The sequence below is a fragment of the Dyella silvatica genome, assembly GCF_026283955.1.
Classification (GTDB): Bacteria; Pseudomonadota; Gammaproteobacteria; order Xanthomonadales; family Rhodanobacteraceae; genus Dyella_C; species Dyella_C silvatica.
Window position 1 is genome coordinate 18841 of record NZ_JAPDPE010000033.1, and the last position, 23386, is coordinate 42226.

At 60.4% G+C, this 23386-nt stretch carries 28 protein-coding genes and 1 pseudogene; 8 read left to right on the forward strand and 21 right to left on the reverse strand.

The features are described 5' to 3' along the window. The first annotated feature begins 14 nt into the window (after positions 1-14). A complete protein-coding gene (locus tag OUZ52_RS08725) occupies positions 15-2117 on the forward strand; it encodes a flavin monoamine oxidase family protein (RefSeq protein ID WP_266158000.1) in 2103 nt (700 codons plus the stop codon). Between the two features lie 280 nt (positions 2118-2397). On the opposite strand, the gene OUZ52_RS08730 is transcribed toward OUZ52_RS08725, so the two are convergent. The 5 genes and pseudogenes from OUZ52_RS08730 to OUZ52_RS08750 all read right to left on the reverse strand — a co-directional run bounded on the left by OUZ52_RS08730 (position 2398) and on the right by OUZ52_RS08750 (position 7457). After that, entirely contained in the window at positions 2398-3258 is an 861-nt protein-coding gene (locus OUZ52_RS08730; protein WP_266158001.1) for an STM4011 family radical SAM protein, read from the reverse strand. Continuing rightward, positions 3255-4611 (reverse strand): annotated as a pseudogene (locus OUZ52_RS08735) (STM4012 family radical SAM protein). Before OUZ52_RS08735 ends, OUZ52_RS08730 begins: the two are co-directional and overlap by 4 nt. Continuing rightward, positions 4608-5429, reverse strand: coding sequence for an STM4013/SEN3800 family hydrolase (locus tag OUZ52_RS08740; protein ID WP_266158002.1), 822 nt, complete (start codon positions 5427-5429; stop codon positions 4608-4610). Before OUZ52_RS08740 ends, OUZ52_RS08735 begins: the two are co-directional and overlap by 4 nt. Further along, positions 5422-6537: an STM4014 family protein gene (locus OUZ52_RS08745; RefSeq protein ID WP_323135329.1), complete on the reverse strand. Its 1116-nt coding sequence runs from the start codon at positions 6535-6537 to the stop codon at positions 5422-5424. The genes OUZ52_RS08740 and OUZ52_RS08745 overlap by 8 nt, the downstream gene beginning before the upstream one ends. A 26-nt stretch (positions 6538-6563) precedes the next feature. Next, positions 6564-7457: an STM4015 family protein gene (locus OUZ52_RS08750; protein ID WP_266158028.1), complete on the reverse strand. Its 894-nt coding sequence runs from the start codon at positions 7455-7457 to the stop codon at positions 6564-6566. A 335-nt stretch (positions 7458-7792) separates the two neighbouring features. Here OUZ52_RS08750 and OUZ52_RS08755 point away from each other — a divergent pair, with 335 nt between their 5' ends. The 4 genes from OUZ52_RS08755 to OUZ52_RS08770 are packed head-to-tail and all read left to right on the forward strand — an operon-like array spanning position 7793 to position 8949. Continuing rightward, entirely contained in the window at positions 7793-8155 is a 363-nt protein-coding gene (locus OUZ52_RS08755; protein ID WP_266158004.1) for an ArsR/SmtB family transcription factor, read from the forward strand. Then, positions 8133-8630: an SRPBCC family protein gene (locus OUZ52_RS08760; RefSeq protein ID WP_266158005.1), complete on the forward strand. Its 498-nt coding sequence runs from the start codon at positions 8133-8135 to the stop codon at positions 8628-8630. Before OUZ52_RS08755 ends, OUZ52_RS08760 begins: the two co-directional genes overlap by 23 nt. A gap of 30 nt (positions 8631-8660) precedes the next feature. Next, entirely contained in the window at positions 8661-8795 is a 135-nt protein-coding gene (locus OUZ52_RS08765; RefSeq protein ID WP_266158006.1) for a hypothetical protein, read from the forward strand. Further along, entirely contained in the window at positions 8788-8949 is a 162-nt protein-coding gene (locus tag OUZ52_RS08770) for a hypothetical protein (RefSeq protein WP_266158007.1), read from the forward strand. Before OUZ52_RS08765 ends, OUZ52_RS08770 begins: the two co-directional genes overlap by 8 nt. Before the next feature lie 81 nt (positions 8950-9030). Here the strand turns inward: OUZ52_RS08770 and OUZ52_RS08775 are convergent, their stop codons facing one another. The 14 genes from OUZ52_RS08775 to OUZ52_RS08840 form a co-directional block, all read right to left on the reverse strand. After that, the gene (locus OUZ52_RS08775; RefSeq protein WP_266158008.1) at positions 9031-9765 is read right to left on the reverse strand and encodes a hypothetical protein; all 735 of its coding nucleotides are present in this window, start codon (positions 9763-9765) and stop codon (positions 9031-9033) included. A gap of 15 nt (positions 9766-9780) precedes the next feature. Then, positions 9781-10335 (reverse strand): SMI1/KNR4 family protein, encoded by a 555-nt coding sequence (locus OUZ52_RS08780; protein WP_266158009.1) that lies wholly within the window; start codon positions 10333-10335, stop codon positions 9781-9783. Positions 10336-10407: 72 nt separating this feature from the next. Beyond that, positions 10408-11553 (reverse strand): hypothetical protein, encoded by a 1146-nt coding sequence (locus OUZ52_RS08785; protein WP_266158010.1) that lies wholly within the window; start codon positions 11551-11553, stop codon positions 10408-10410. A 214-nt stretch (positions 11554-11767) separates the two neighbouring features. Beyond that, on the reverse strand, positions 11768-12220 hold the full coding sequence (locus tag OUZ52_RS08790; RefSeq protein WP_266158011.1) for a hypothetical protein: 453 nt from the start codon (positions 12218-12220) through the stop codon (positions 11768-11770). Between the two features lie 131 nt (positions 12221-12351). Beyond that, entirely contained in the window at positions 12352-12771 is a 420-nt protein-coding gene (locus tag OUZ52_RS08795) for a hypothetical protein (RefSeq protein ID WP_266158012.1), read from the reverse strand. Between the two features lie 360 nt (positions 12772-13131). Beyond that, positions 13132-14184 carry an alpha/beta fold hydrolase gene (locus OUZ52_RS08800; protein WP_266158013.1) on the reverse strand — a complete coding sequence of 351 codons (1053 nt, stop codon included), beginning with the start codon at positions 14182-14184 and terminating at the stop codon, positions 13132-13134. 180 nt (positions 14185-14364) lie between these two features. Beyond that, positions 14365-14610: a hypothetical protein gene (locus tag OUZ52_RS08805; protein ID WP_266158014.1), complete on the reverse strand. Its 246-nt coding sequence runs from the start codon at positions 14608-14610 to the stop codon at positions 14365-14367. Further along, the gene (locus OUZ52_RS08810) at positions 14552-15040 is read right to left on the reverse strand and encodes an HvfC/BufC N-terminal domain-containing protein (RefSeq protein WP_266158015.1); all 489 of its coding nucleotides are present in this window, start codon (positions 15038-15040) and stop codon (positions 14552-14554) included. The genes OUZ52_RS08805 and OUZ52_RS08810 overlap by 59 nt, the downstream gene beginning before the upstream one ends. Further along, the gene (gene bufB, locus OUZ52_RS08815) at positions 15037-15882 is read right to left on the reverse strand and encodes an MNIO family bufferin maturase (protein ID WP_266158016.1); all 846 of its coding nucleotides are present in this window, start codon (positions 15880-15882) and stop codon (positions 15037-15039) included. The genes OUZ52_RS08810 and bufB overlap by 4 nt, the downstream gene beginning before the upstream one ends. 62 nt (positions 15883-15944) lie before the next feature. After that, a complete protein-coding gene (bufA2, locus tag OUZ52_RS08820; RefSeq protein ID WP_266158017.1) occupies positions 15945-16229 on the reverse strand; it encodes a BufA2 family periplasmic bufferin-type metallophore in 285 nt (94 codons plus the stop codon). 46 nt (positions 16230-16275) lie between these two features. Then, positions 16276-17037 carry an alpha/beta hydrolase gene (locus OUZ52_RS08825; RefSeq protein ID WP_266158018.1) on the reverse strand — a complete coding sequence of 254 codons (762 nt, stop codon included), beginning with the start codon at positions 17035-17037 and terminating at the stop codon, positions 16276-16278. Between the two features lie 51 nt (positions 17038-17088). Next, on the reverse strand, positions 17089-17568 hold the full coding sequence (locus OUZ52_RS08830) for a DoxX family protein (RefSeq protein ID WP_266158019.1): 480 nt from the start codon (positions 17566-17568) through the stop codon (positions 17089-17091). Next, on the reverse strand, positions 17565-17840 hold the full coding sequence (locus tag OUZ52_RS08835) for a BufA1 family periplasmic bufferin-type metallophore (RefSeq protein ID WP_266158020.1): 276 nt from the start codon (positions 17838-17840) through the stop codon (positions 17565-17567). Before OUZ52_RS08835 ends, OUZ52_RS08830 begins: the two co-directional genes overlap by 4 nt. A 42-nt stretch (positions 17841-17882) precedes the next feature. Beyond that, positions 17883-18299, reverse strand: a complete 417-nt coding sequence (locus OUZ52_RS08840) for an organic hydroperoxide resistance protein (RefSeq protein WP_266158021.1) — start codon at positions 18297-18299, stop codon at positions 17883-17885. A gap of 336 nt (positions 18300-18635) precedes the next feature. Between OUZ52_RS08840 and OUZ52_RS08845 the strand changes: the two genes are divergently transcribed. The 3 genes from OUZ52_RS08845 to OUZ52_RS08855 are packed head-to-tail and all read left to right on the forward strand — an operon-like array spanning position 18636 to position 21275. Beyond that, positions 18636-19178 (forward strand): redoxin family protein, encoded by a 543-nt coding sequence (locus tag OUZ52_RS08845; protein WP_266158022.1) that lies wholly within the window; start codon positions 18636-18638, stop codon positions 19176-19178. 40 nt (positions 19179-19218) lie between these two features. Then, positions 19219-19959, forward strand: a complete 741-nt coding sequence (locus OUZ52_RS08850) for a response regulator (RefSeq protein WP_266158023.1) — start codon at positions 19219-19221, stop codon at positions 19957-19959. Then, a complete protein-coding gene (locus tag OUZ52_RS08855; protein WP_266158024.1) occupies positions 19956-21275 on the forward strand; it encodes a sensor histidine kinase in 1320 nt (439 codons plus the stop codon). Before OUZ52_RS08850 ends, OUZ52_RS08855 begins: the two co-directional genes overlap by 4 nt. 15 nt (positions 21276-21290) lie before the next feature. Here the strand turns inward: OUZ52_RS08855 and OUZ52_RS08860 are convergent, their stop codons facing one another. After that, entirely contained in the window at positions 21291-21851 is a 561-nt protein-coding gene (locus tag OUZ52_RS08860; RefSeq protein ID WP_266158025.1) for a discoidin domain-containing protein, read from the reverse strand. A gap of 93 nt (positions 21852-21944) precedes the next feature. Beyond that, entirely contained in the window at positions 21945-22988 is a 1044-nt protein-coding gene (locus OUZ52_RS08865) for a sterol desaturase family protein (RefSeq protein ID WP_266158026.1), read from the reverse strand. Positions 22989-23386: the final 398 nt, after the last annotated feature.

Sequence of the window (23386 nt, forward strand, 5' to 3'; positions counted from 1 at the left end):
CGAGGGGTCCGAGCATGACAAAGAAAACCTATTCGATCTTTGGCGCCGGCGCCGCCGGCCTCTATACCACCTGGCGGCTGCTGGAAGGCCAATGCAAGAAAACCAAGTTCGCCGCAAAACAGTTGAAGAAGGGCGATGTGCTGGAGCTGTACGACTGGGGCCGCTACGACTTCTCCAAGCGCCATCCCGGCACCCGCGCGGCCGGCGCCCGCATCTGCACTTGGCATTACAACGACGATAAGACCGATTCGTTCGTCGAGCTTGGCGGCATGCGCTATTCCTACTGGGACAGCACACCGACCAAGGCATTTCCGGATCCGAACAACGGCCTGGCACCCGGCCACCGTGTGGTCAGCACCGTGATCGCAAAGCTTGGCCTGAACAAGTATTCGGTACCGTTCAACGTTACCAATAACCAACTGTTCTATCTGCGCTCGCGGAACTTCTATCTCAACAACATCGGCTCGAACACGCCTGCGCCGTACGCGGTAAACAACTTCGGCGCCGCCACCACGCCCGACCAGGGCTTTACGACGGTGCAAGACCTGGCGACGACCAAGCCCTGGGGGGATTTCACCCGCCGCGACTGGTGCCGCTTTTATCAGGATGGAAGGATTACCGCGCAGTTGCCGGAATCCAGCATCTTCCAGCAAGGCGACTACCTTAAGGACATCGGCTATTGGAACCTGCTCTACGATCAGTTGGGTGCCGAGGGCTACGATTACGCCGCCGACGGCAACGGCTATAGCTCCAACGTCATCAACACGCATGCCGGGGTTTCGTTCAACATCAATAACGAGTTCACGCCAGGTAGCCAGTACCGCACGCTATCGATCGGCTATTCGGGGATGTTCAACGCGTTGTTTGAGGAGATCGCGAAGCTGGCGAAGGCCAAGGGCATCGAGTTCCGCTATCACCCCGACACACGCCTGCATTCGATCCTGGCAAAATCGGGCAAGGCGGTCTTTACGTATGCCCATCGCGACAACCCCAATATCGCCGCCGGCTCGCGCGAGGCCGATGCGGCATGGATGGCGATGCCCCGCGCCGCGATCGACCTGGTGGCGCAGGCCACCCGATTCCGGCTGCCGGAGCGCGGCGAAGTGGACGTGCTCAACCACGACAAGGTGAACCTTTATCTGGAGGCGACGATCATGCAGCCGTCGTACAAGGTGGGCATGTTCTTCGATCAGCCATGGTGGGCACCCGACATCGAAAGCCCCGCGCCTTATCCCGCGCAGATCATCGGCTACACGATCACACCCGATACGATCGCGCAATTGCGTGCGCAGAAATTCCCCGGCGCTGCGTTGAAAGCCATGCGGACGCTGATCGATGTGCCTTACGAATCCGTGGCAGATATGGTGGACGCGATCGAGAACATCACCGAACAGGCACTGACCGTGGTGCAGACCAAGCAGCTGACCGCCATCTCGCGCAATAACACCATCGGCCCGAGCGTGACCAACTCGCCGATTCGCATGGTGGTGTATTTCGGAAACAACGCGACCGAAACGAAAAAGAAGCCGATCTACGGCATCCTCGCCAGCTACGACGACGAGGACAACACCACGTTCTGGCAGGAGCTGGAACTGGGCCCCAAGCATCAGCGTGAAGTGCCGGTTTCGCAGGACACGCAACCGCTGGACGGTCCACGCAAGGTGCCGGCACGCATGGTGAAGATGCTACGCAAGATGCTGGCGGAACTCCATTTCGGCCCGAACACCGATTTCAGCGCCGTACCCGAACCGCTGCAGGCCGCCTACATGGATTGGTCACTGCCTCCATTCAACGCCGGCTATCACGAATGGGCGCCGCATTTCGATATCGGCGACGTGCAGCGCAAGATCCGCAAGCCCTCGCAACTGATCGATGGCGCGGACGCCGATATCTTCATCGTCGGCGAGGCCTATTCGAACGACCAGGCCTGGGTGGAGGGCGCCTACTGCACGTCGGAATCGGTACTCAACGATTTCTTCGGCATCGAGCCGATCATCGAGGATCGCGAGTATCCGTTTATCTGTCCGGAAGGATCGACCGTCGTCCCCAGTGACGAAGTGAAGAAGTTGCTTCGGAAGGCCGGGTCACCGAGGAATACGCGGGAGTCGGCGAAATGAGAAGTGCTGCGTGAACTAGTTTTGCAGCCGATATGGGCCGGGCCGAACGCAGATATCTCTGCGTTCGGTCCCGGCTTCGTTGCAGCCGTTGCAAGCAGTTGTGTACGTTTTCATCCCAAGCAAGCCACGGGCTCGGCAGATACCAGGCCCCGGTAGCAGATGCAGACATTCGCCAAGTAGGTCAGGCCGGCGGCTAGAGGCTCCCGGCACTGCATGCAGTGCGCGGGGGTACCGGTGGCTTTCGAGCAAGTCGTATCGACCCAGCTCAAGAGTCTGTGAGTCAGGGGGCCGGAACGCGTTCCAGTACGCCACCGACGTAATCGACCTGAAATGGCAGATCTCGGCGATGCGCGTATCCGATATAGCATTCGCAGCGGCGATTCGGGCAGACGCGCGGCCGCAAATGCGCGACGAAGCTGCCGTCGTACAGATTGCCCAGTGGCTCGGTCACAAAGTGGCAGCGCTGGACGTTGCCGGCGCCATCGACGGAGAGCACCTCCTCTCCAGTCAGGCAAGGCGCGCCCAGGCTGGGCAGCGGATTCATGTTGTACAGGAAGTGTGCGTCGACGCGTTGGAGGCGAGCCACTTGTTCGGCACTGTAGTAGCCAGGTGGCCGCTCGTCGTAGGCATTGAGCCAGAGCGGTACATCGGGTGGCAGCGCGTGACGCAGCGCGTCGATTTCGTCGAGGTGTTCGTGCATGGCGACCATGCCGACGCTATAGCGCACACCGCGGTGACTCAGCTCGCGGCAGCGACCCAGAAAGGCTTCACGAGAAACTTGACTGGGGTGATAGGTGCACCACAGAGCCAGCGTATCGAGGTTGGCATGGTCCAGCCAGCGCATGCCGATGCACAGATTGGTTTGTATGGCCACGCGGCGCAGTTGAGGCATATGGCTCAGGCGGACCATGGCTTCGCGGTAGTGGCGCCGCACCAAGCCTTCGCCCCATGGCGTGAACAGGATGGATAGCGCCATGGTTTGTTGTTCTACCCAGGCCACGAAGCGGGACAACTCGTTCGCATCATGGCGCAGGCTCTCCCGGCTATCGCGCGTCTTGGCGAAGGGGCAATAGCTGCAGTCGTAATTGCAACTGCTTAGTCGCCCCCGATACAGCAAGGACAGGTGCGCGACGAGGCTCATGCCAGTTGGTAATCGCGCATACGCGACATGATGTCGAGTGACGTGAGCCAAGGACCGATGGTGTCGGCCCGGGCCAGGCCGGTGTCATTTAACCTCAGCCAGCCGTCCGCTGCCGTGGCGAGTTCCAGCTCGAGAAGCTCGCGCAGCTGCGGCAGCTGTTCGAAGCAGTCGCCCCCGAAACGCTGGCGATACGCCGAGAGTTCCAGTCCTGGAAAGGTCAGCAGCGATTGGATGACATAGCGTCGCCGCCGCTCCTCTTCATTAAGCGCGACGCCATAGTCAGCGTACGCAAAAGCATCCTCCTCGCGAGTCAAGTAGTGCTCGAGAATCTCTGCCACCGAATGACGCTTCACTCCATACTCGCTCGAATAATGCAGCTGTTCGGTGTACGAACGGGCGCCACAGCCGATGCCGACCATGCCGTCACTCTGGCAGCAATACGCAGGGCCGCCGCTGTCTGGCGCATGCGCGAAACATGCGCATCGACACCTGGGTATAGCCGGCAGCCAGCAAGCGATTTCGACCCGCCTCGTACATGGCCAGGCGGTTATCCATCGGCTCGGCCTGCAAGGTGAAGCTTGGTTTGCCCCCTCGTTTTGCCTCGATCCGGCCCAGGCCTGTCAGTGGACGGACGTACAGGGGATAGAGATACAGCTCTTCCGGCACATAGGTTAGGACGCTTTCGATCGAGGCCAGAAAGCTCTCCACCGTCTGTCCAGAAATGCCATAGATGAGATCCAGGTTAAGCGTTGGAAAGGCATGTCGGCGAACGGTGGCGATCGCCTGCTCAACCACGGCATTCTGCTGTGGCCGCACCAGTGTCTTGACCTCGGCAGGGCTGAAACTCTGGACGCCCATGCTGATCCGATCGATACCGGCGTCACGACATAGTCGCAGTTTGTCGTCGTCGACGGTTTCCGGCGAAACCTCAATCCCAGCCGGGATGGCGGGAAGATCGATGGTTGCATGGCGCGCCACCATCTCGAACACACGGTGTAACTGCGACGGATCGAGGTAGCTGGGTGTGCCGCCACCCAGGGCAAAGCGGACAAAACGATGCTCACCCAAGGCCTTCGTGGTAGCGCGCAATTGGCGTTCCATCTGAGTCAGGTAGCTATCGACTTTGGCCGGTTCGGGCCGGGCCAGCGCAAAGAGGTTGCAGAAACCGCAGCGATAGGAGCAGAACGGAATATGCAGGTACAGGAATAGTGCATCGCGTTTTTCGCCCAACCATAACGCCTCAATCGGCAGGGCCGGGGCAAGTGGGCGATAGCTGGTCTTATGCGGGTACGAGTATGAGTAAGCCTGATAGGGAGGCAGGCGTAACAGGTCGGCGAGGCGGGTAGGCATCATGGGGCTATCGTGAAATGCGCGTAGGGGACAGTCATCACGGTATCGTGGGCCAGGCGGTGGCCGTAGTAGCCATCCTCACCATAGGCCGTGCCGTGGTCAGAGCAGACAATGACGAAGGCGCCGCCGCGTTCGCGCAAAGCGCCGAACATGGGTGCCAGCGCCCCATCGACGTAGCGCAAGGCCGCGCAATGGCTGTGGTAGCTGTCCTCGGATCCATCCATCAGGTAATGCCGGTTTGGCTGATGCATGGCCGAGATGTTGATGAAGAGGAAACAGTGCGTGTTGCGTAGCTCGGTGGCGCGCAGCCGCGCGCAGGCGAGCGCGACCTGGCGCTCCGTGGAGTCGGTGGCGGTGACCCCAAACGAGGGTTCCCAATGGCTTTCTTCGAACAAACCAGGCAGCTGTGAGCCTAGCGGGTTTTTCTTGTTGAAGAACCCGGTGCCACCGATGCATATCGTGCGATAGCCGACATGACGCAGTCCTTCCACGATGCTGCTGCTGTCACGGCAGACGTAAGTGGTTGATCGGGTGGTTTCGCTGCCTTCGAAGTCCAGCGCGAACAGGCGCGGATGCGGTCCTGGCCTGGCGGGTGTGGGCAGAAAACCGGCGAAGAAGGCTGCGTGCGCGGCATAGGTGAAGCTGCCCGGCGTGTGTCGGCGCTCCCAGCCGGATGCTGGAAGATAGGCGCTCAATACGGGTAACTCGCCGTGATCAAAGCACTGCTGCGCAGCATCGAACCGCAGCGTATCGAGCGTGAGCAAGACGATATCCTGTTTACCCACAATGGCGTTCATATCGGGCAGGTTGGGGTCAGCCACACGCAGCCTCCGTTGTACATGCGGCATGTCGCGATGCCACCAGCATGGCCTGATCCTCGTAGGTGGTGCGGCCGGCCCAGTGCACATTGAGCAGCAAGTCGCCAAAGCCATTGGCCTCCAGCAACCAGGCGCGACTGCTACGCAGGATCAGGTCGAAGCCGATCATGCGACTAGCTGTAAACGCCGTTGCGGCACGGGCGGTGACGCTTTCCAGGGTTGCCAGCGCCGCGGGATCGAGCAGGGTCTCGGCCGGCAAGCGGCGGTTGCCCAGATGCAGATTGGTAAGCGGTCCTCGACTGATGCGCGCGATACGCTGGCGCGGTTGTCCGTCCAGTGCGACGACGCGCAGGTCATAGTGGTTATCGCGTGTGCCCGGGACTGCCGGCTTGGGGATCCAGTGCTCGAGATAAGCGCCTTGCTTGGCCAGTGCATCGACTATCGGGGCAATCTCGGTGCTCTTGATGTAGCGCTGTTGGCGCAGGGCATTGAACAAATGAATGCCGTGGGCCGAGGTTTGCCATTCGATCGGACCGATGGCGATTTCCCGGTCGTCGCGGCGGCGACGATAAGCCAGTACGCCGGCACCGGACGAACCATAGCGTGCCTTGATGAAGACTTGGGAGCAGTCATGTTGGCGCATGCGCTCGCGCATATCCTCATAACCGGCGATAGGGCCGAGCAATGCCGGGATCGGCAGACCAGCATTAGCCAAGTGTTGCTGACAAGCGAGCTTGTCGGTCATGCGTAGCAAATCGTTGGGCGCATTGAGATAGGGCGCGTTGTCCGGCAACGTAGCGAATAGCTCAGCCAAGCCGGCATACCAGTGATGTTGGTGGGCTAACTCGCCATGTGCCAAGCCGCTCGGTGGCAGGCCGTGGCTAGTCGTGCTCTGCCAGCCACGCAGAATCAGCCGTGCGTGCAGGGCTGGTGATTCGCCAGGCGACTCCAGTTTGACCATCACGCCAGGGCAGGACGCCAACGCTTCCGCCAGGCGCGACGGATCGTCCCATAGCGTTTCATAATCTAGCTGCATGGCCGCGGGCCGACCACAAGCACGCAGCGCCGCCTGCAGTAGGGCGACTCGGCGGCTGCCACGAGGCCCCACCAATAGCCACGAGCTGAGCGGCATGAGGTCTATTCGGCGACAGCGACGTAGCGCTCCCCCTCGTCCTCTTCGCTCGGGTCATCCAGCACGACCTGATAGCCGCGATCCTTCAACCGCTGCTGCCACTCCGACGAGATGTAGTGATGGCTGAGATCGACACGCTCCAACCGACTGAGATCAACACCTTCGCACAAGGCTTGCGCACCGACGTCGCCTATCGTGCCTAATGAGAGATCGAGCACACGCAGTGAGCCAAGCCATGTCTGGGTGGCCAGCCAGACAGCCAGTTCGTCGCTGATGCTTGCGTCACGCAAGCCCAGGTACTCGAGGCGTTCGGGCTGGATGGCCTCGATCAGTCCCTGATAGGTGGCCAGGTCGCCATCGAAGCCGTAGTTGTCGTCACCCAGCCACAGTTCGAGGTTGCGCAAGGCAGGCAGCTTGGAGGCGGCAATGGAATCGACGATCGTCGAGGGCAGGCCGCCACATTCGATCGCCAGCTCCTGCAAGCGGGCATGCTCGAACGGCTGTAGCGACAGTTGGCTGCTGCCGCGGATACGCAGCGACTCCAGTCGTGGATAAGCAGCCAGTAAATCGTTGTAGCTGGTCTGGATGATCCAGGAAATTTCGCAGTCCTCGAACGTCATGTCGCCGACGAACAATGCCCTTAAACCGCTCAGCTCGGCACGACGCTCTATCAATGCTTGCAGGAAGCCCTCCGGGCTTTGGTCGTGCGCCTCGCTCCAGGGACCGATAATCAGCGCCTCGATCGAGGAGGGGGCTATCTGAGCGAGCAGGCTGTCGAACAGATCGCGCTGGCTTTCTTCGCTGTCATAGTCCTGCGTCAGTCGATAGATGACATCGCCGCCCTTGACGACGTCACCCATTGCGAAGTCAACAACAGGCTTGCCGCGGTACGTTTCCATGTTGGCGTTGATGGTCACCTTCTACTCCCTGTGGGTGAAATAGCCGCAAGCATAACCTATCAAACCCGGTCGATTTGATGACAAGCATTGGCAGGTGTTCGAGATCGGGTTGGACGATGAAAAGGCGATAAGCCAGCGTTATCCAGGGCAGGGTAGGCCCGATCCTGAGGTGTCATCCGAGGTCTTGATCTGGCTGCCACCAAGCCGCCCATCGGAACGTTGCCGGGGCTAGGCATGCGCAGTTTGGGTCCGCAGCGGCAGAAGAGCTAGGTGCGATTTGCATCGGTGGGGGCATCCGCTTGCAAACGATCCGTGCTCGTTTTACAGTGAACCACATGGTTCACTATCAAGCTCGCCTCGACGCAACATTCGCCGCGCTCTCCGATGTCACCCGACGCGGGGTGCTGGAGCAGCTCGGGGATTCAGACGCCTCCATCACCGACCTTGCCCAAAGGTTTCAGATGACCCTGACGGGCATGAAGAAGCACGTCAGCGTCCTGGAGCAGGCGGGGCTGGTGACCACGGAGAAGGTCGGGCGCGTACGAACCTGCAAGCTCGGATCACACCGGCTGGAAGAAGAGGCCGCCTGGATCGAGCGCCACAGCCAGCTCTGGAGTGCACGCTTCGACGCGCTAGACGAGCTTGTCGAACACTTGAAACGCAAGGAGAAGGCAGATGCCCCAAGCAAAAGAAGGTAGTTCCGCCGCCACCCACCGTACTGCCGTGGAGCGCAAGTCCGATCGCGAACTCGTCGTGACGCGAATGTTCAATGCCCCGGTGCATATCGTTTTCGAAGCGTGGAGCAACCCCGAACTGTTTAAGCGTTGGTGGGTTCCGAAGTCGGCAGGCATGTCGCTGATCTCGTGCGATATGGATATTCGTACCGGAGGCACGTATCGCCTCGTGTTCAGCCATCCGGCCTTCGATCAACCGATGGCGTTCTTCGGCACGTACAAAGAAGTCACGCCGCAAAAGCGCCTCGTATGGACCAACGAAGAAAGTGATCAGGGTGCCGTGACCACGGTGACGTTCGAAGAACATGCCGGCAAGACGCTGGTCACCTTTCACGAACGCTATCCCACAGAAGCAGCCCTCAACGAAGCCCTCGCCGGTTCGGCAGAAGGCCTGCCCGAACAGTTCGCACAGCTGGATGAGTTGCTCGCAGACAGCTAGTGGCCACAGCGCCGCCCGCGTATGCCAGGGATGACGATAAAGCCCGCGATCACCACCGCGCCGACCCGTTCGGCGCTAGGTGAGGCCGACGTCATGGGTTACTCGCCGGGCTCCAGCGTGGCGCTGCAGGTCGCTATCCGCCATCCGGCCCGAACACATGGCTGAGTTCTGGAAGGCGCTGGGAGGCGGTCAGCGTGATGCCGGGATCGATGGCTTCTTGCGGCCCACAAACCAGCTCGCCATCGTGCCGAACACCACCCCCTACACGCTCCCCGTCGAGTCGATGCTGGTGGAGATCGTCGAGCGCTTCCTCGGATGAAGGCAGTCGGTTAGCGAGCGTTATCGGGGTAGGGCTGATCCCGACCCGAAATGGACGTGCCAAGAAGTTACTTTGATGTGGCTATCTTGGTTTTAATGGTCTGCTCAGAGCGATGCGGGAGGCGCCGTTGTCGTGCTCGACCACGATGCGATTGATGTCGCCCGGCGCGGCGGCGTCGAACCACACGTCCACGCTGTCGCCCACTGCAATCGGCCGACTGGGCGCCTGAGTGGCCCGGGGTGTGATCCAGCGCTCGACGTTGCTGGCGTCTCGGAACGACACCGTGATCGTGGTGATCTTGAGGTTGGGAGTGGCGGCGAACTCGGCGAGTCCGTCGTCGGTCACGGTGCCCTTGGCGTGAGTGCCGCGTCGCAGCGTGGCGATCTTCGTGATCCTGGCCCGACGCCGTAGCGCGGCGATCGTGGTCAGTGCTGCCAGTACGACCGCTATCGTAAGTGGCGTGAGATAGGCCGCGCGAGGGACTCCGCTGCCGTAGGCCACGACACCGCCCACGAACAGTAATGCAGTGAGATAGAGCCCGCCGGTCACGACCGGCCGTGGCGTACTGCCGATGGCCGAGCGCATGGTCCAGCTCAGCGTGGCCAGAAATCCGATGAAGCAAACAAATCCCGACGCCATGACCGGAAGCACCCAGATGGGATTGGTCTGTTCCGTAGCCCACCTCAAGATCCCGGCAATGGCTGCTGCGCAGATCATCCCCATGATGAGGACGCTGAGTTGTTTGGTGATCGACGCCGAACTCGCCTGGCGAGCAGCCAGACGCTCGGCGGATGTGGGTGGTGGTCGTGCATTCATGGCCACGCTCTACGTTTAGAAAATTTCGAGGAACTCTTCGGGGTCATCCTTGATCGCCTTCAGTGAAAGCCGGAGGAACGTCGAGAAGTCCGGCGCCACATAGCTGATTTCGTCCGGATCGTGGGTGAAGGCAATGATCTGCCCCACTTTCCCTCTGTCAGCGGGGGCGTAGTCTTGTATCAAGGTCAGCGAGTTGCCGCCAAAGGCGGCAAATGGAAGCCATCCGCGCTGATACCAGCCGTCACGGATGCGTCGGTCGCGGGGCGGAGCTTCGATATAGTCCACATATTGCGGCGACACGCGTTCCATGCGGGCGCGGGCCTTTTCGGCTGAGGGCAAAGACAGGAAGTCATATCCCGTCAGAAAGCCCGGCCGCAGAAAAACACGCACCTCATGTTCACTGCCGTCGGCGATGCGCCACGCTGCACGCAAGCCAGGATCCAGTGAAAAGCCAAGCCGAACTTCTGCCTTGGCCAGCGCTGTTTCCGTATTGCCCTTGGCAAGGTTGAGGTGCGCATCATGACTGGAATAAAGCAGCTGTAACTTTTCAATATATTTCGCAAACTCCATTATCTTTCCCCCTGGCAGCTGCCTGTCTGACCCTGATGCGGGCGGGTTGGAACCCGACCTAGCCGGCGCATACTAAAAATCCCTTATCTCATCAAACCAGATCAAGGCCTCCTCGGGCGTCATCAACGTTGGGTTGACTTCGGCGAGCAAAGCGACCGCATCCCCAGCGTCGTCGCGTTCACTGGTTTCGATGCCGGCAAGGCCGTTGATCGTTTCAACGAAGGCGACCATCGTGTTTCTGGCTTCCGCTTTCGTCGTCGCTTTTTTCAAAATCTTGCTGGCAGCTTTGTAGGCTTTGCTGGCTATCTTTTCATTTTTGCTGGTCCAGCTGGCGAACGGCAGGCCGTGCTCTTCGATGAACCATTGTTTGCTGCGGAGCTGGCTAACATTGAAGAAAGTGTCTTCGCTATCCGGCAACTGTTTGACCGCCTTGCGCAAGGCCTTGCCGACGCTCTCCTCAACATTCCAGGCGATGAAGTAACTCAGCCCCGGCCAGGTCCCAAGATCGGGCAGGCCATCGAGGTCGGAAACGAAGCGCAGTTCCAGCCCGTTCAACGGCAGTTCCGCCAAGGCATCGAGATGCGCCATGGCCCCGTAAAGGCGTATATGGGTGAGGTTGCGCAAGGCCAGCAGGCTGCGGCAATCGAAAGGGGCGCCGAGAACCGTATTGCGGATGCCAAGAGACTGGACTGAAGCAAGGTACGGCAGGCCATCGACGCTGGTTAGCGTGCCGCTGTCGTCATCGGCAAGGTAAATATCGGGCCATTTGCCGTCAACAGGCACGTCCAAATGCACCCGCTTGGGATTGCCCATGATGGAAAGACGCCGAAGTGTTCGCGGCAGCGTCATTTTGATCCGATGGCTTCCCGGCTTGAGGGTCAAACCGCCCAGATTCGCGTCGCTGGCGTCAACCTCCAAGTCCCCGCTGGGAGCGAACGTGACCTCCTCGGTCTCACGCTCGCGCATCCAGGTGAACAAGGAAGTGTCATTGCCTTCATAGGAAATGTAGCGCGGCCAATTACTGCCGGCGCCAGTGCGCATTTTATCGAAGACGTGCCAATCAATCGCTTGATCAGGCTCCACGATGAGGTCTGGCCGTCGCATGCCCCCGGAGGGGCCGACAACGAGGCTCCCCATGCCTGGGGCAATCACCAGCTTATGACTGTCGGAACCCGTAAGGGAGAGCGGAACAGCATCGGCAGAGTTCATCGTATTCAACGGAGGATTCCTTATGGGCTCAGCTGCTGGATCGTTCTGCAAGTCAGCGACTTTGGGGGAAAACACGGCCATCCTTGCCGACGTCATCGATGCTTATGACGCGCCATGCCCGCACATATTGCATTGAGACCACTCGAAGTCAACCTGCCCGCATGATGAGTCTGCCGAGTTGACTTGCCTGCGTGACATGAACTGAGGATGCCTATCGCGCGGCTTACTCTATCTTCGTCCAGCCGAAAACCAGCCAGGAGTATTTCGATTTCTCATCGGTTTCCGCGGTGAAGGTCATCTGCATCTCGCCACTCTTGGCGTGGATATCGAGCCTCGGCGCTGCATTCTGCTTAAGCCACAACGAACCCCTGCTAAAGGACCAGGCGCCGCACCAGGCGCAGGGAGCTGAAGCCAAGGCACCGGGCCGGTGAAAAATGTAACGACCGTCCGCCGTAATCTCCAGATAGTCGAGCGCAGAATAAGATGTCGTCACCGTCTCCTGAAACATCGTGGCGTCCGCTTCTTGCGAGGGGGTGGGCGCATGCCTCATGTCATGCGGCGGTCGGCTGGTCGCACTACTGAGCTTCCATTTGCCGATGAAATCCTTTTGCGTCGGAAGGTACGCCTCCTGGGCCTTTGCCGATGAAACCGGAACCACGGTCAGTACGGCAGTCATGCTCATGACGCCGATGGCAAGGGAAAGTACGGCAGTGCGAGAGGCCCTGGCTCGGTTTTGCATAAGACGTATTTTCCACGGTGGGGAGGGGCGTTTGTGTCGTGCGCCGGCAGTGTCTTGCAAGGGGGCGCTCAGTCTTCGACAAAGTATTCAAAGAATTCTTTTTTCTCCGCGGAAAACGCATTGATGATGCGGCCTTCCGGGATTTTCTTCCTGGAGAAACCGCCGATGCACAGCCCCAGGGATCTGAAAACAATGTATTGAGATCCGATCAAGTGATCTGCATCCATGGCCTTCAATGCGTCGATAGCCCCATCGGCGTAGATCTCTATTCCGTTCACAACCGGAGTCACGTGCTTGCTCAATGTGACAAAGGACAGCTTCTTTCCTTCATAGACAAGCTCGCACCCATCCCTTTCCTCAGTCACCGTTTCCTGAATATGGTCAGTTTTAACGGTAAATGGCTTTCCCGACGTTTTACCTATCTGCGTACGTGTTCTGCCAAAGACAAAGTCATTGACCGACACATAAGGAGTAATTAAATACATCATCGCTTCGGCACTCTTGTGGCACGTTTTTGTCGAGGTTGATACAGATCTGCAAGAAAGGCCATTGCTCCGGCGAGAAAGTTTGCCGCCGCTGCGGCACTGGCGGTTGGCTTACCACGATCGCATCAGATCAATTCTCATCCCATGTATCACAGGCATCTCGCACGTGGCTAGCAGTGGCTCGGTTTTTCAAGTCGACGCTGGCGTTCACGCTCCCTGCGAACAGCATCTTCCCGACGTTCCCGATCGACTGCGACCAACGCTGTTTTGCGCTTCGCACGGTGCCCGCACTGAGCAGAACCGAAATTTCTGATCCAGATCCATGGCTCATGCACTTTCGCCTACTTTGGTCGAGGCAGGTGATCAGAAGGTGTCGACATCGATCACCGCCTGAGCAAAAGCCTGAGGGGCTTCCTGCGGCAGGTTGTGACCGATGCCGCCGGTGACCAGGCGGTGCTCGTATTTGCCGGAAAATTTCTTCGCATAGACGCTGGGGTCCGGATGCGGTGCGCCATTCGCATCGCCTTCCATGGTGATGGTTGGTATGCCGATGGTCGGCAAGGTGGCGAGTTTTCTCTCCAGCGCATCGTATCGGGGCTCGCCCGCTGCAAGGCCCAGCCGCCAGCGATAGTTGTGAATCGCCACGGCCACCTGATCGGGGTTGTTCAGTGCCGCGGCAGAGCGTTCAAAAGTGCGGTTGTCGAACGCCCATTGCGGCGACGCGAGTTGCCAGATCAGCTTGGCGAAGTCGTGCGTGTATTTCGCATAGCCTGCTTCGCCGCGTTCGGTGGCGAAATAATACTGATACCACCATTGCAGCTCCGCCTGCGGCGGAAGCGGCGCCTGATTCAACGCCTGGCTGCCGATCAGATAGCCACTTACCGAAACCATCGATCGGCATCGCTCAGGCCATAGCGCGGCCATGATATTGGCGGTGCGGGCACCCCAGTCGTAGCCGGCGACTACTGCTTTCTCGATCTTCAGCGCGTCCAGCAGTGCGATGGCATCACTGGCTAGCGCAGCCTGCTGGCCGTTCCGCATGGCCCCTGCTGATACAAAGCGGGTTTCGCCATAGCCGCGCAAGTAGGGAACGATGACCCGGTATCCCGCGGCGGCGAGAATGGGCGATACCTCGACATAGCTGTGGATGTCGTAGGGCCAGCCATGCAAAAGCAGAACCGGCGTGCCATTCGCCGGGCCGTCCTCGGCATAGGCGATATGAAGCATGCCCGCCTCGATCTGCTTGAGCGGTGCAAAAGCGGAGCGCGAGCCGCTGGCCGCGGTTTTGACGGAAGCGGGCATGGTGCTGTTCGGTAATGCACTGGTCATGGCAGCCAGCCCGAAGGGAGCGGCCGCAAGACCCAGGGCCGTTGCGCCAAGAAATTTTCGCCGCTGTTGATCGATGTGGTCCGGCATAGACTTGCTCCTGACTGATGAGGTGTCGCTATAGAAGGCCCGCTCGATGTATCCCCGCCGTGTTGGTTCTCTGCGGAATTGAAAGCGCGTGTAGCAGGCGGCCGGCCGAGTACATAGAGATACAAAACCGGTTCAATCCATGCCGTGCAGAGGTCGGGCCCCCGGTTGGGTGCGCGTCGCTCAGGCTTCATGGCGGGATGCGATGCCGGTGATGATGCCGGCGCCTATCCACTCGGCGAGCAGTGCGCCAGCACGATTCACGCCGGCCTCCTCGCCGAGATGTTCGACCAGGGCATCGCACAGGGCGGCAAAGCCTTGGCCATCGTGCAGCGAGAGCAGCGCGGCGTACTCGATGGCGTCGATGTGTTTAAGCTGGCATGTGAATTCGCGCCTCCAGGTGATCAGTCCGCCAGTCTGGTCGAGCATGCGTGAAATAAATGCGGGCATGGTCCCAATCGACATCTGACAGGTGGCTACTCGCTATCGGTTCGGCATCGGCGGCGACGAAGGATTCCGACAGAGACCATTCGATCCAGGCCAGCTCATGGATGTCCGGGTTGTCAGGGAACATCGAGCGCAAGGTTTCCTCGAAATCGGCACCGTAGACATCAAGCGTCCATGCATGAGGCGGATGGTTATCGATGTGGGTGATCGCGGCTTCGCGGAAAAGCTCCGCGCCCATCCAGGTACTCAGGAGCGGATAACTGGTTTGCAGGCAGCCGACCAGTTGCGCGCGGTAATTGTTTTGGTAGACCGTCAGTCCGGCTATCGATGGTGGGTCGAGGTCACGCGACGCTTCGTCCGAGCTGCAGGTCAGCCAGTTGCGCAAGCTCTGCTGGAGTTCGGCGAGTTTCACGCGGCCTCCGGCATATCGCGCTGACGTTGGCCGATGCCGCGTGCCATGGCGAGTTCGTCGAGCAAGTCGGCGAGGGGAGGGATGGCATCGTCGCGTTCGATCATGGTGGCTACCGGACCCAGCAGCGCGATCGCCTCGGCGTATAGCGCCCACACGTCCTCGCATACCGGTTGGTCGTGCGTGTCGATCAGCAGCTCGTTTGTTTCGGTGTGCCCCGCCAGATGAATTTGGCGCACGCGGTCGGCAGGGATGCCGCGAAGAAAATCACGCGCATCCAAGCCATGATTGCGTGAGCTGACGTAGACATTGTTGACGTCCAGTAACAAGCCACAGCCGGTGCGGCGGGTCATCTCCGCCAGAAACACGTGTTCGGGCATGGCGCTCTCTACGAATGCGACATAGCTCGACGGATTCTCAAACAGCATCGAGCGGCCAAGCGCGTGCTGCGCGATGTCGATATGGTGGCAGACGAGATCGAGTGCTTCTTCGGTATAGGGCAGCGGCAATAAGTCGTGCGAGTTGAAGCGGCCGATGCGCGACCAGCTCAGATGGTCGGACACGAACAGCGGTTCGATGTGGTTCACCAGTGCACGCAGGCGGCGCAGATAATCCGGGTTCAGGCCATCCGCTGAGCCTAGCGACATCGATACGCCGTGCAGCGCTACGGGGTGACGCTCTCGCACCTGGCGCAGGATGTGCAGCGGCTGGCCGCCATCGATCATAAAGTTTTCCGAGATCACTTCTACGAAGTCGACCGGCACCTCAGTGTCGAGAAAATCGCGGTAGTGCTCCTTGCGCAAGCCGAGGCCGTAACCGGCAAATGTAGGAGGAGGGGCGAGCATGGCGTGGCTCCGGGCGTAAGAGAAAAGTGCAGGGCCCGCGCAGCGCGGGCCCTGCGATGTCGTTACTTGGGTTCGGTCAGCGTGCCGCCTGCGGCGAGACAGGCGCTTTTGGTTTTTACGATCACGCCCTGGCCCTTGCAGTCATTCAGGCCTTTGCAGTCGTGCTTGGAGGTGGCGCAGAGGCTGGTGCCCTTGCAGCTGTTGACGCCATAGCAGCGGCCTGGCTCTTCCTTGCCGGCTGGTTGGTCGGCGGCGCGCGCCGGCGAGGCGATGGAGGCGATGGTCAGGGCGATAAGGGCGGCGGCCGAGGCGAAACCGGTACGCGATTTGATGGCGAGCGAGGTCATGACGATGTTCCTTGGATGATGGTGGGCGGAGTGGTGGTTGGCGTGCTTAGTGCACGCTGGTGGCGGCGTCTTCGATCACCTTCGCCACCGCTTCGGGTTGCGAGATGTAGACGACGTGACTGGCTTTGATTTCAGTGACCCTGGAGCCGGCACGCTGGTACATCCAGCGCTGCAGATCGGGGCTGAGTGCGTGGTCGTCGGTGGTCACCACGGCCCAACTGGGCTTGCTGTGCCAGGCGGCGACCGCCATCGTGGCGTTGAAGGCCGCGGTGCTTGCCGCTACCTGCGAGACGGCCATGAAGTCGGTGCGGTTCTTGCTCAGGTCGCCGGCAAAATCGGTGCCGAATTTGGTGGTGTCGAAGTACAAATGGCCGTCGCGAGTCGGCACGATGTCGTTGCTTGGTGCGGGCATCGAGCCGACCAGTTGCGACAGGCTTTCGCCGACATCCGGCTCTACCGCGGCGACGTAGACCAGTGCCTTGACCTTGTCGCGGTTGCCGGCCTGGGTGATCACGGCGCCGCCGTAGCTGTGGCCGACCAGCACGACCGGTCCGTCCTGTCGGCGGATCAGGTCGCGGGTTTGCTCGATGTCGTTTGCCAGCGTGTCGATGCGCGGCTGCGCCACGGTTACGCTGTAGCCCTTGTGGATCAGGATGTCGTGGACGACGCGCCAGCCGGAGCCGTCGACGAAGGCGCCGGGTACGATCACGATGTTTTTCACGCCGCTGGGTGTGGGTGTCGCAGCGGCCGCGAGGGCCGGTCCGGCTGATGCCATCAAGACGATGGCGAGGCTCAACAAAGTACGCATGGGTCATGTCCTTGCGGTAGTCAGGGGGTAATCAGGGAGATAGAAATGGCTTCAGCGGGCTAGCCGCCATTGGCGCCAGGCGTGGTCGAGCGACCAGTGACCTCCACCGCGCGCCGCCAGCGGAAGCAGCAGGGCGGCCCAGCTGAGGTGCGTCGGCCATGCATCCGGATAAACGAAGATCTCGATGACCGTGGTCATGCTGAGCAAGGCCAGCGCGGAGATCCGCGTGAACAGGCCGAGCACCAGCAGCATCGGAAACACATGTTCTGCGCCGGTAGCCAACCGCGCTGCCCACTCGGATGGAATCAGCGGCAAGGCGTATTCCGCAGCAAACAAGTCGTAGGTCGATGGCTTGATCGACAGGAACCCCTCGACCTTGGTCCGCCCGGACTGAAAGAACACAGCGGCGATGCCGACGCGCACGATCAACAGCAGTAGCGCATCCGGAACCAGCGTCGTCCAGCGCGACGCCGGCAAGGGATATGCCGCATCCACCGGCATCGACAGCGCAGTGCGTGACGCGGCGATCATGACTTGGCCTCAAGCGAGCCGTGGCCTTTGGGAGTCTTGATCGTGGTGCAGGTCCCTTTGTCGACCAGCACCCAGGCATTGCCCTGATAGTCGACCTTGGACGTGCCGGCGCAAGTCGTGCCCGTGCCCGCGGCGCAATCGTTTTTGCCGGCCTGCGCGACGCCGTAACACTTCTCCATCGGCTTTCTCGCCTCATCGGCATGAGCGGCCCCGGCAAGCGTGGCGAGGCTGAGCGCCAAGGTGGCGGCGAGGGTGGCATGTGTGCGTTTCATGCAGGATTCCTTTGACGTTGGGTAAGTGGTGGGCGGGGCGAATCAGACGAGTGCAATCGCAACGTCGATATTTCCGCGCGTTGCCTTGGAGTACGGGCAGGTCTGGTGGGCGGCATCGATCAGCGCTTGCGCCAGCTCGTGGTCGAGGCCGGGCAGGGAGACGGCGAGGCGTGCCTGCAAGAAGTAGCCATCCTTGCCTTGGCCGAGATCCACCTCGGCGGATACGGCGGCATCGACGGGGAGGTCAGTCTTTCGAGCGCGGGCGGCAAGGCGCATCGCCCCCATAAAGCAAGCCGACCAGCCGGCGCCGAACAACTGCTCAGGATTTGTACCGACACCGGCGGAACCCGGCGGTGACAGCTTGATGTCGAGGTGACCGTCACTGCTGCGCGAGTGGCCGTCGCGACCGCCGGTGGTGAGAGTCTTGCCGGTATAGAGAATGGTGTTGTGCTCGGACATGGGCGGGTGCTCCTTGGGTGATGGGTCGATGGGTGATGGGTCGAGAGGCTGTCGATCAGCCGGTGTGACTAGGAGACCCTTTCCACGTATCCGCGATGTGTCCTGCGCGGCGCCGAAGCGCATCGAAATGTGTCGCCGCGGCAGATCGATACGTTCCGATACAAAACGCGCGCAGGCCACGCCCCGGGCGTACCGGCGGGGCAGATACAAAGCGATACAAAAAGCGGCTTTGAGGACACGCCCGGTACAAACAGGCTTGCTTCAATAGCCACATGCCCGGCGCGAATGCCGATGCCATACATGCCGCATAGCCCATGTTCTTGAAGGACGAATCCGATGATCTCTTTACGCATAGCGGCTGCCGCCGCCGCTTTCAGTGCCGCCCTTTTCGCTGTCTGGCCGGGCAGCTGGAACGAGGCCAGCGCGGAAACGCCGAGTACCGGCGTGTCCGCGCCAGATCTATCCGGCGCCACGCGCTGGTTCAACTCGCCGCCGCTTTCCATGGGGGCGCTGCGCGGCAAGGTGGTGCTGGTGGAGTTCTGGACACGCGAATGCATCAACTGTCTGCACGTGTTGCCGCATACCAAGGCCTTGTACGAGCGCTACGCCGGTGGCGGCCTGGTGGTGATTGGCGTGCATACGCCTGAGTACGACGAGGAGCGCGATCCGGCGAGCGTGCAGGCGGCGATGCAGCGCCTGGGCATCGGCTGGCCGGTGGCGGTGGATAACGACTACCGGATCTGGAATGCCTACGGCAATCGCTTCTGGCCGGCCATCTATCTGATCGACCGCGAGGGTCGGGTGGTCTATCGCCATATCGGCGAGGGAGGCTACGATCGTACGGAAGAGCGTGTTCGCCAGCTGCTGGGCAAGGCGTGATTCACGCGGGCACGAATACGACGGACTACGGGACATAGCCATGGAACACACCGACCATATTCTGGTCGTCGACGACGATCACGGCATCCGCACGGGTATCGTGGACTACCTGCGCAAGAACGGGCTGCGCGCCAGCGCGGCTGGGGACGGGCGCGAGATGTTCGCGCAGTTGGATACCTCGGCCTTTGATCTGGTCGTGCTCGATATCATGATGCCGGGCGATGATGGGCTGGTGCTTTGTCGCATGCTGCGCAGTGGCAAGCATCGCCATGTGCCAGTGGTGCTGCTTACCGCTCGCGACGACGAAACCGATCGCATCATCGGCCTGGAGATGGGCGCCGACGATTACGTCACCAAACCGTTTTCGCCGCGCGAACTGCTGGCGCGCATCAAGGCGGTGATCCGCCGCACGCGGATGTTGCCGCCCAACCTGCGCGTCACTGAAAGCAGCGATACGATTTCCTTTGGACGCTGGCGCCTGGACACGACCGCACGTCACTTGCTTGACGAGGATGGCACGGTCGTATCGCTGAGCGGTGCGGAGTTCCGCCTGCTACGCGTGTTCCTCGATCACCCGCAGCGCGTGCTGTCGCGCGACCAGTTGCTCAACCTCACCCAGGGCCGGGACGCGGAGCTGTTCGACCGTTCCATCGACTTGCTGGTAAGCCGTCTGCGCCAACGCTTGCTCGACGATGCGCGCGGCCAGACCTATATCAAGACCGTGCGCAGCGAGGGTTACGTGTTCTCCATGCCGGTCATCATCAACGGACAGCAACCATGAGTGCCGCGCCGTCGTACCTGGCGCGACGCTGGCTGCCGCGCAGCATAGCCTCGCGTCTGTACCTGATCATCTTCGCTGGCCTGATGTTGGCGCAGGGGCTTTCGTTCGCCTTGCTCTATGTGGAACGCTACCAAAGCGCGACGGCGGTGATGTTCAACACCCTGGAGCACGATGTCGGTACGTCGGTGGCCGTGCTGGACCGGCTGCCGGCAGCGGAGCGGTCGACCTGGCTTAACCGACTAGAGCGCGATAACTATCATTACATCCTCGGTCCCGGTGAGCCGGGCCGCAGCTTGAGCACCGAGCGCTCGCGCTACGTCATCAGCATGATCGCCAAGGAAGTCGGCGCCGATTTCCAGGTGTACGGCCATACCATTTCCATGGCGCCGGAACGCTACCAGGTGCACTTCATCCTGCACGACGGGTCTCCGCTTACGCTGGAGATCACGCCGCATATGAAGCCACTGGCTACGTGGCTGCCCTTCGTCTTCATTCTCCAGGTCATTCTGCTGTTGCTGTGCACTTGGTTGGCGGTGCGTTTAGCCACACGACCATTGACGGCGCTGGCCGAAGCAGCCGATGCCATGATTCCGGCGGCGGAGGGTCCGCGCATGTCACAGGATGGGCCGACGGAAGTGGCCCACGCCGCCAGAGCGTTCAATGCCATGCAGGACCGTATCGCTCATCACCTCAAGGAGCGTCTGCACATCCTCGCCGCCATCTCGCACGATTTGCAGACGCCGATCACCCGGATGCGCTTGCGCGTGGAGGCGCTGGATGCGTCGCCCGAGCAACAGAAGATCGTCGATGATCTGCATGAGCTCGAACATCTGGTCCGCGAGGGCGTGGCGTATGCCCGCAGTGTGCATGGCGGTGCCGAGACACCTGCACGGCTCGATCTCGGCGCGTTCCTGGAAAGCATAGTGTTCGACTATCAGGACATGGGCCGTGCCGTCACATTGTCCGGCCGTGTCACCGGAACAGCGATGGTGCGCCCGCAGGCATTGCGGCGGGTGCTGTCGAACTTGATCGACAACGCGCTCAAGTACGCTGGCTCAGCCGATATCGACGTGCAACGCACCGCGCACGACGCGTTGAATATCACCGTGGCCGACCGAGGCCCCGGCATCCCCGAAGACGAGCTTGAATTGGTGCTGCAACCGTTTTATCGACTGGAGTCATCGCGCAACCGCGACACCGGTGGTGCAGGTCTCGGTCTGGCGATTGCTGCACAGCTTGTCGCCTCGATTGGCGGACAGCTTCGGCTAAGCCATCGCGATGGCGGTGGACTCATGGCCATCATCACCTTGCCGTGAAGGTGCGCTGGGGAGTCACCATACTTCCACTTCATAGATGCGCGTTGCGGGATCGTCCTCGGCTTGCGTCGGCTGAGTTACCACCAGACGCACGTACTGCGCACGGATGGGTTTGATGGGGTGGGTGCTGACGCTGTCGTGGTTGTTCTGCACGGAAACCACCGTGGTCCAGGTGTTGCCATCATCGGAAGTGCTGATATGGAACGCCCGTGTATTCATCGTTACCGGTTCACCGCCTGCTCCGGCATGACGGATTCTGAAGCCATGCACTTCGCGCTCACTGCTAAGGTCGATTTGCAGCCAGGCGGGGCGCTGTTTGCTGCAGAACTTGTCCTGGGTCTTGCTAGCCCACAGGCCGTTGACGGCTTTCTCGGCTTCCTCGCCGGGCTTGCAGATCACCGAGCCTGTGGTGGGCTGGTGTAACGCATAGTCCACCTGCTGCCCATCGTGCGCCCCTGCCGCACGATCGACGCCAAACGTGGTGGCACCAATGGCCAGCAAACAGGTGCAGCAAGTCAGCCATGCTCGGCGTGAGGCGCAGGCGCGTGGGGCGTGATTCCAGCGTGGAAGGCGCATGCGGTGTTCTCCGTAATCAGATCGAAGCCCGAAGAGGCGTTGGCCATAGCCCAATCAATGATCATGGGTGGCGTGGGGCGGCATGGGGTGTGATCACGCCACGGCGCCTGGCGTCGAGGATTTGCGGGCTGCCGGCGCAGCCGTCGTCATCTGGTCTGCCAGTAGCGCTTGTTTGGAAGCTTTGGCGGTCTTGTGCTGACCGTCGTGGCTCCAGCCCGGAGGCATCAACAGGTACAACAGCTTGTTCTTCCATCCGGGTGCGTGCGCCACGTCCTTGCACAACACATAGAGCTCGCCCAGATAAGCATCGAGCAAGCTGTCGGGTTTCATCGGCCGCGTGATGCCGTATTCAATCGCAATATCGTCGCGTATTGGTTGGTAAGTGCCGAAGGCCCGATCCCAGATATTGAGCAGATTGCAGAAGTTGGTATCCATGTATTGCACGTTTCGCGCATGATGGACGCGATGATGCGCCGGTGTGAGCATGATGGTGTTCAGGAATCCGAAGCGCCCATCTTTAAGCACATGCTCGCCGATATGGATAAAGGATCCCCAAAAACCGTCGATGATCATGATCATCAGTAGTAGCGGTGGGCTGACACCCGCCAGCATGCAGATGCTGGTGCGTACAAAATCGGCGTAGGGCGCTTCCAGAAAAATATGCGCATAGTTGACCGACAAATTCATCGCCACGGGCGCATGGTGCGTGGAGTGCAGGCACCACAGCAAGCGCACCTTGTGCGCGAAATAGTGATAAACGAAATGGGAAAATTCCCAAACTACATAGCCGTATAGCAGGCCATACCAGCTAAGGCTGGCCTGAAATAGCGCGTAGGGCTGGAACAAGCCTATGCATAGGACCACCATGCCGACACTGATGAACTTCCCGATGACTCGGTTAACCACCATCACCAGCAGCGGCAATTTGTAATCCAGTAATTTGAATCTGCGCGTCACCGCTGCATAAAGCAGCTCGTAGACAAATAGCACCGGTATCGCCGTGGACAGCAGCGCGAGCAGCCCTTTCCCGCTCAGCAGGGCCCGGTAGTCCCCTGCACCAAGCAATTTCAGCAGCTCTCCTACACCGAAGAAATCGATCAGCTCGTTCTGCAGATGCACCCAAACGGACCCCATCATCTGCCTCACTTTAGCCGGGCTGGCATGTAACTTAGATCGATTTAAATCTGACCATGCTGGCTTGTCAAGTCAAGTTTGGCGAGAGACGACGCCCCCGATTTTGAGTAGCGCAGCGGTTTGCAGTCCGATCCCGTCCACCTGACGAGCTCCGATGTGACGTTTGTGAGATCGGCTGGTGTTTCATTGCCCCGAAGGTCGCCCTGATGCAGTTCCCATGGTGACCTTGGTGGGCTTCTTGAAGCGCGTGTGATGTACCACGCGATGCGTCGATACATGTTGACCCGGGTTCATCGACGATGGATACGATCAACGGCGCACGAACTTGGTAAAAGCAGGAACGACGGTAGGTCGGGCGCTTCGATCGTATTTTTGAGAACTGTTTCGCATGGGATCGATAT